9 protein-coding genes are annotated in these 6,747 nt (G+C 34.4%); 4 read left to right on the forward strand and 5 right to left on the reverse strand.

Annotated features, from left to right (window positions below; all coding sequences use genetic code 11):
* Window positions 1-189 precede the first annotated feature (189 nt).
* Complete coding sequence (locus MSI_RS12645) at window positions 190-1,131, forward strand: hypothetical protein (RefSeq protein ID WP_039924947.1); 942 nt, start codon at window positions 190-192, stop codon at window positions 1,129-1,131.
* Between the two features lie 151 nt (window positions 1,132-1,282).
* Here MSI_RS12645 and MSI_RS14580 read toward each other — a convergent pair whose 3' ends face one another.
* The 4 genes from MSI_RS14580 to MSI_RS12660 all read right to left on the reverse strand — a co-directional run bounded on the left by MSI_RS14580 (window position 1,283) and on the right by MSI_RS12660 (window position 3,105).
* Complete coding sequence (locus MSI_RS14580; RefSeq protein WP_155815634.1) at window positions 1,283-1,459, reverse strand: hypothetical protein; 177 nt, start codon at window positions 1,457-1,459, stop codon at window positions 1,283-1,285.
* Window positions 1,449-2,123, reverse strand: coding sequence for a hypothetical protein (locus MSI_RS12650; protein ID WP_009107730.1), 675 nt, complete (start codon window positions 2,121-2,123; stop codon window positions 1,449-1,451). The genes MSI_RS14580 and MSI_RS12650 overlap by 11 nt, the downstream gene beginning before the upstream one ends.
* Window positions 2,124-2,221: 98 nt before the next feature.
* The gene (locus tag MSI_RS12655; protein WP_009107732.1) at window positions 2,222-2,662 is read right to left on the reverse strand and encodes a hypothetical protein; all 441 of its coding nucleotides are present in this window, start codon (window positions 2,660-2,662) and stop codon (window positions 2,222-2,224) included.
* Entirely contained in the window at window positions 2,659-3,105 is a 447-nt protein-coding gene (locus MSI_RS12660; RefSeq protein ID WP_009107735.1) for a lecithin retinol acyltransferase family protein, read from the reverse strand. Before MSI_RS12660 ends, MSI_RS12655 begins: the two co-directional genes overlap by 4 nt.
* Window positions 3,106-3,248: 143 nt before the next feature.
* Here MSI_RS12660 and MSI_RS12665 point away from each other — a divergent pair, with 143 nt between their 5' ends.
* The gene (locus MSI_RS12665; protein ID WP_009107737.1) at window positions 3,249-3,875 is read left to right on the forward strand and encodes a hypothetical protein; all 627 of its coding nucleotides are present in this window, start codon (window positions 3,249-3,251) and stop codon (window positions 3,873-3,875) included.
* Window positions 3,859-4,767 (forward strand): nucleotidyl transferase AbiEii/AbiGii toxin family protein, encoded by a 909-nt coding sequence (locus tag MSI_RS12670; protein ID WP_009107739.1) that lies wholly within the window; start codon window positions 3,859-3,861, stop codon window positions 4,765-4,767. The genes MSI_RS12665 and MSI_RS12670 overlap by 17 nt, the downstream gene beginning before the upstream one ends.
* Before the next feature lie 36 nt (window positions 4,768-4,803).
* Here the strand turns inward: MSI_RS12670 and MSI_RS14185 are convergent, their stop codons facing one another.
* Window positions 4,804-5,124, reverse strand: a complete 321-nt coding sequence (locus tag MSI_RS14185; protein WP_009107741.1) for a helix-turn-helix domain-containing protein — start codon at window positions 5,122-5,124, stop codon at window positions 4,804-4,806.
* A gap of 321 nt (window positions 5,125-5,445) precedes the next feature.
* Between MSI_RS14185 and MSI_RS12680 the strand changes: the two genes are divergently transcribed.
* Window positions 5,446-6,723 carry a hypothetical protein gene (locus MSI_RS12680; RefSeq protein ID WP_009107743.1) on the forward strand — a complete coding sequence of 426 codons (1,278 nt, stop codon included), beginning with the start codon at window positions 5,446-5,448 and terminating at the stop codon, window positions 6,721-6,723.
* The last annotated feature ends 24 nt before the right edge of the window (window positions 6,724-6,747 follow it).

Raw genomic sequence — 6,747 nt, forward strand, 5'->3', positions numbered from 1 at the left:
GTTTTTAATGGTTATACACATATAGAACTTGAAGAGTTGCAGAAGGCGTTAGCATAATATGTTTTTGCTCTTATAGATTGGGCAAAAATCAATATAAAATTTTAAATCTATCTACTAAACACCTACATTTTTTTTGCAAAATAAATTGTTCAAAATTTAAAAAAGGAGGCAGTATCATGGACAACATGGTTGCGAGAACTTTTTAAAAGGGCTGAAGGAATAGATACAGTCAGTATTGAATTCTTCCCCGAATTTGTTAACAAGAAAATGTGGCTCCCCAAAAGACAGATTTTCCTTGGCGTTAGTCTGGAAATCAGAAGATCAAAATATAAAAGATATTTCTTGTGCCATATACAAGCAGAAGCTTTTCAAACAAATATCTATAAGACAGTAATAGATATTGTTAGAGAGTTATGCAAGCGTGATTATTTGATTATAACTAAAAATCGATTTAATTGGTATTATTATATTCTTGCAAATCGCCATTCAATTTTTCGGCTTGCGGAACTTGATTTTTACTTTGATTTTCCGAAAAATGCACTGCAAATTCCTAGTGAAGAAATAACTGGGATTCGCAGATTTGCGACTACTGTCTATTCGAAAGACCATAAAAGAAGGAAATCACTTTGGATTATGTATGACAGGATTTCAGATCTCTTATACAGAAATCAGCATCCAAAGGATTTCATTAACAGTATTCCGTATCCTACAAGACTGGAAGTTAGACTATGTCGAGCAAATTGCGCTTATCTGCATTTTGATAATATCCGTGGTGATTTTTATCAGATTTTTAGCAGATATCAATCTTATATTGCGAAGACATGGAGAAAGCATGGATTAATATTTGGAAAAATTCCGCAGATTGAGCAACATCCGTTTTTCAATCAAATTCTTTTACTGAGTACTAGCGATAAACCTTTACATATTACAGGCTTAGAAAAAACGCCTCGCCCCCTAAATAAGATATTAGAAAAAGATTTGTTTGATACTCCTGAAAATCAAATTGATGCATTATCTGAGAAAGACTCTGAGATATATGATGAACTTATTGGAGATTTTGAAAAATATGGAATTGAGCATATACAGACTATTAATCGTCATCAGGTTTCTTCGTACTACCGTTATAAGTGATTGTGTGTTTTGTTTGCATTCAGTTTTGTATAAAAGTCTAAACATAATAGGACATCTCATTAGGATATGCTTGGCAGACACACAGCTCTACTCAGATTCTCGATGTATACTCTCATATACAGAACGAGAAACTGAGTGCTGTGATTAATGTTTAAGGAAGCATAGCAAAACTTACTTTTACAACAGTTTTGTTACCGATGAACTGACGGAATTGTTCTTTTGCCTGTTCAATTGTCTTAGCAGTAACAATCAGAGTTTTTGCAGGTGTTCCAGCTTCTTCAACATAACGAATCTGACATTTGGGTTTTCTGAAAATATTAATCATCAAAGTCATGCTCCATTACGCGTTCTACTGATTCATCCAGGGCATCGCAGATTTTTTCTGAGGTGTCCTGAATAACGTCACCAAGGAAGCACAAGCCTTCAATAATCTTTTCTGGATTTTTGAAAAGGTCAACAAGATCGAAGTCGATATCTGAAGCTTCATTAGAATCTGATTCGTCTTCTTCGGTGTCAGCAGCTTCATTTTCATCAGCTGATTCTTCGTACTCGTCTTCGCTTGCGATGTCCCCGTTTTCCTTCATCTGCTGAATCAGTTCCGCAGCTTCTTCTTCTGAGATTCTAAACTCTGCGGCAAGAACAGAAGGCTCTTCGCATCCGGTGGAGGCTACATATTCAAAAGCCTTGTTGTAAAGCTCATGTTCCTTTGACTTTCCAAGAAGATTTGCGATTGCGGCCGATGCTTTTCTGGAAGCCTCTTGCATTGTTCCAATTGGATCTGCTTTAGCCGCCTTGTCTTTTTCTACAAGTGCAGTTGCATCCTCAATGCTGATTTCAAAATCTTCTGCAACTTCTTCCGGATTGTCGGAATTAAGATAAAGAAGTTCCAGAAGAGATTTATCGCCATTGCGCCTGTAAATCTTCAGAACCTGCTCATTGTGCTTGTCAAAATCTTTTCTGATTTCCTCGATTGTTTTTTCCGTGATAGCCATAGTTTGTTCCTCCTTACTGGCTTGATTCTTTATTTTTCTGTTCCTGGCGAAATCTCTTGCATCGCGAGAAACAATTTTTGCTGTAAACGGGTCTTGCATCATACAACTTCCTCCATGTCGTACTGGTAATAGGGATCCATATCTGGAAAATAAATATTTTCAATTTCATGCCAGATATCCTTAATTTGTTCTACAGTAATTTCTGGATAAAAGTTTTCTTTCATATCCAAAAGTTCTCTGTAAACTCTCAGAAGATTCTTTAGAGTTTCATCATCCTGTAATGTAGAAAGATTCTTCTTGTTCACATATTTAGAGATTGCTTCCTCACAACAGCCGATTGTAAAGCGGAGTTCATGCCACTTTTCTTTCCATTCCTTTCCGCTTTTTCCAAAATGACTTTTCAAAAAGTATTTTATTTTGGAAGTTCGAATGAGATATCTGGAAATAAAGATATCTGGATCATAAAAGTAAAGAAGCAGCATCATACCTAGCAAGGCGATGCAGATTGTAAAACCAATAGAAAAACTTAAGCTCATCATATAATTTCCTCCTCAATTATTTTTCCGATAAAAACAGTTCCCAGAACAAGAGCAGAGATACTTGCGAGGCTTGTTGCAAACTGTTCAACCTGTGTGGAACGTTTCTGTCCGTAACGACACCAGTTGGCAAAATGTTCGCAGTTGTTCCAGGGAAGGGCGTACTTACCTTTTTCGCTTCCTACAGCATTCAATGCGCGCATTACAGTTTCTTTCCGACTGAAAGATTCCACACATTTTGTTTCAATCTGAACTTCTCCGTCCTTAGAAAACTCATCAAGTGTCGTTTTTCTGATGCAGGCTTTTCTTGAAGAAAGCTCGTGTCCGCTTCCTCCCGAAAAATGCACGACGGTGTTGTTCCCAACATAGACTCCATAATGTTTGTACAGCCCACGGTTCACTGAAAGAACATCGCCTGGCTGTGGTTTGTTTATTGTTCTGTTCATGCTTCTAAGATAATGCGAGTATGGGGAAAAGGCTTTGCCTGGCAAGCTATATTTAATAATGACTTTTGCTTGATTTTTCCGATAATTATCATATAATGAATATGAAAGTGCTAACTGAAATTGTATTATATAAGGAGGAAGCAATGTTTTATGATTATCTTTTGCAAACGTTTGGTAAGAATGAACCTATATTTGTCTCAGATATCAGCTATGACGAAATGACAGAAAATAATATTCGGCAGCAGCTAATGTACTGCGTTTCTTCCGGAAAGCTCCGTCGTTATGACACAGGCATTTATTATATTCCCGAAGAAAGCATTTTCAAATCGGGTAGTCAGCTTTCTCAAAATTCTGTGATTGAAAAGAAATACCTTCTTTCGGATAATGAACGTTTTGGATATATAAGCGGTATAAATTTTGCAAATATGATTGGGATTACCAGTCAGGTTCCTGCAAGCTGCGAAGTAGTTACAAACAAAGCCTCAAAAGAATACAGAGAAACTCGCCTTGCTTCTGCAAAAATTATTCTTCGAAAACCTCGTGTTGAAATTAACGCCACCAATTACAAAAGTCTTCAGTTTTTGGATTTGTTGAAGGACATAGATCTTTATTCGGAAATTGAAGGAAAAGAACTAAACGAGAAAATAAAGTCATATATGAATAAGTCTGGGATAAAGTTCTCGGATTTGGAAGGATTCTTGTCTTTATATCCAGATAAGATTTATCGCAATATGTATAAAGTAGGAGTGTTGAATGGAATTTCTGCATAATGATAAAAAGAGCTTCGCACAAGCTGTTGAGCTTGTAGTTTCCAAACAAAAGCTAAGACCCGAAATAGTTGAAAAAGATTATTATGTCACAATGATTCTCAGGCTTCTTTCCGAAAAACTTCCGTTTATTGTATTCAAAGGCGGGACATCGCTTTCAAAGTGTCATAAGGCAATAAATCGATTTTCAGAGGATATTGATATTACGATTGATACCGCAATCAGCCAGGGGCAGAAAAAGAAGGTAAAGGAAGCAATAGAAGAAGTTAGTTCTTTGCTTGGCCTTTCAATTCCGAACATTGATGAAACTCGCAGTCGTCGTGATTATAACCGATATGAGATTGCGTATAACTCAATTCAGCAGGCAAAGGATTTTGCAGTTCAGCCTATGGTATTTCTTGAAACTTCTTATACAGCAGTATCATTTCCCGTTGTTGAGCTTGATGTACATAATTACATTGGTGACATGATGACTGAAGAAGCCCCTGATTATATAGAGAAATATCAGCTTTCACCGTTTAAAATGAAAGTTCAGGGCTTAGACAGAACTCTTGCCGATAAGGTTTTTGCAATCTGTGATTACTACTTACAGGGAAAGGTAAACGGTCATTCTCGTCACTTGTACGATATTTTCAAACTGCTTCCTTTGGTTCCTCAAAAAGAAGAATTTAAAAATCTTGTTCGGGATATTAGAGTTGTTCGGGCAGAATCACCTGTATGTCCTTCTGCAAAAGAAGGTGTAGATGTGCCATCTCTTTTGAAAAAGATTATTGATGAAAATGCTTACCGAATGGATTATAATAATGTCACAGAAAAACTTCTTGAAGAAGATTTGAAATACGATGATGTGATTGTTGCATTGAAGACAATTACAGAAAACGGAATGTTTGCTTGATTTTTAGACAGTGCTGATTATTCGGCACTGTTTTTTTTATTTCAGATATTTTTCGCCAAAATCATCCAAGGCTTTTTTCTGATTTTCTACAAGTGCTTTTATAATTTCAATCGTTTGTTGATGATGCTTCGCATCGTTCTCTCCTGTTGAAAACAAATCAGAAACATCAACTTCAAGTGCGGTCGCAATCTGAGCCAACGTGTCTGGATATGGCCATTTTGAACTCTGTTCTATGGAACTCATAAAAGGAAGAGAAATATCAGCTTCTTCTGCAAGTTGTGCCTGCGAAAATCCTTTCTGTGCTCTTAATTTCTTTATATTTTTAGCCAATGTCTGGCGAACTTCTTCACCCGTCATAATAATCCTCATAGATATAGTTATTTTCCTATCAGAGTTATTCATTTACAAATATCTATTAAGGGTGTAAAATGGTACGGTTAGGAGTTTTGTTGAATTATCAAATAGTCCTATTAGAAAAGTTGTAAAAATAAACAGGTATTAAATATTTAGCCTGACAAGCTATGATTTTTTCTTCTAGTCCTAATATGATTTAACAAAATTAATGGATTGGAGAAAAAATAGAGCGATATAAGTCTGCAAAATAATATAGGAATATCAGTTTCAAGAAGAATATTTAGTGAATATGTTTATAATGAGTATATTATTCCTAATATAAATATGCTTTCAGAAGAGATAAAAAAACTATTATCTGAGCAACCAAAAAAAATTAAAGGGAAATACCTTTCTGCGCTTTTGAGGGATAAATATTTATTAATAATCGAAGAAGAGAAACGTCCTAATAAAAATTACACTTTCGATAATTGGATAACCTATCATGGAAATGAATTAATAAATAATATTTTATATCATCTAGAGACTCAAAGTACACAGATAGGTGAGTCTACAGATTGGCTGCAAATAATACCAGAATCAAGTTGTATCCAATATATGATAAGTAATCATTTTGAAATCGAAGACCTTTCATCAGACAATTCACAAATATTAAATGTCTTATTTAACATGTTTGATCATTCAAAAGAAATCCTTTCAGAGAGTTCAAACTCAAAGAAAAATAAAGACGAAATATTGAATAAACAGGAGTTTATAAAAAATATTCTAATGGATGACGAATACTTAAATAAAGAAAAAATAGTCGGAAGATTTATTGAATGTTTGAAAGAATACTATAGTGCAAAAAGTTTTATTTCCTCAAAAGACTTTAGCGAAAAGCTACTTAATTGTGAAAAGATTAGAGCTGACATTGATCCTTATGAAGAAAAAATCCTTACAGATCCCAATAGAGGACATTGGGATTTGTATTCAGATAAAAATACTGAATATACTATAAAAATAAATAATGAAGTCAATTATTATTCTCGAAATCCAGAAAAAGATGTTAATTATGATGGCGCAATAGCAATTGATTTTGGTACTAAAAGTACTATTGTTGTATATCAAAAAGAAACGCAAAATTCCTTACCAATGGGAATTGGACTTGGAAAATTACAGTCCGCAAGTAATCCTAAACGATTTGAAAATCCTACAGTAATGCAATTTGTAAATCTAGAAAAATTTATTAAAGATTATTCAAAGAAGGCTGGAAGACCTCATACAAATTGGGAAGATTTACCTATTTCGCATACGGCTTTGGAACGTTTTCAAGAAAGTAGCAGCGAAGAATATTATTCGTTCTTATATCAAATAAAACAGTGGGCTGGTTGGGAAAATAAAAAGCTTCGTATAAAAACAATAAATAAGGAAACGAAAGAGTTACCTCCATTTCTTTCTTTAAAAGAAGAGGATTTCAATCCAATTGAGTTTTATGCCTATTATATAGGACTGTATATAAATAATATGCGTAATGGAATTTATTTGGATTATTCATTGTCTTTTCCTGTGACATATGAAACAGAAATAACGAAAAAAAAATCACAGAAAGTTTTGAAAAAGGAATAAAAAAATCATTGCCAGAGTCAATAT

Origin of the sequence: Treponema sp. JC4 (assembly GCF_000260795.1) — a bacterium.
Taxonomy (GTDB): domain Bacteria; phylum Spirochaetota; class Spirochaetia; order Treponematales; family Treponemataceae; genus Treponema_D.

Excerpts from the sequence above, each read along its gene's own strand:
- MSI_RS12650 (WP_009107730.1), bottom strand. The coding sequence starts at position 2,123 with ATGGCTATCACGGAAAAAACAATCGAGGAAATCAGAAAAGATTTTGAC.
- MSI_RS14185 (WP_009107741.1), bottom strand. The coding sequence starts at position 5,124 with ATGACGGGTGAAGAAGTTCGCCAGACATTGGCTAAAAATATAAAGAAA.
- MSI_RS12680 (WP_009107743.1), top strand. The coding sequence starts at position 5,446 with ATGCTTTCAGAAGAGATAAAAAAACTATTATCTGAGCAACCAAAAAAA.
- MSI_RS12665 (WP_009107737.1), top strand. The coding sequence starts at position 3,249 with ATGTTTTATGATTATCTTTTGCAAACGTTTGGTAAGAATGAACCTATA.
- MSI_RS12660 (WP_009107735.1), bottom strand. The coding sequence starts at position 3,105 with ATGAACAGAACAATAAACAAACCACAGCCAGGCGATGTTCTTTCAGTG.
- MSI_RS12670 (WP_009107739.1), top strand. The coding sequence starts at position 3,859 with ATGGAATTTCTGCATAATGATAAAAAGAGCTTCGCACAAGCTGTTGAG.
- MSI_RS12655 (WP_009107732.1), bottom strand. The coding sequence starts at position 2,662 with ATGATGAGCTTAAGTTTTTCTATTGGTTTTACAATCTGCATCGCCTTG.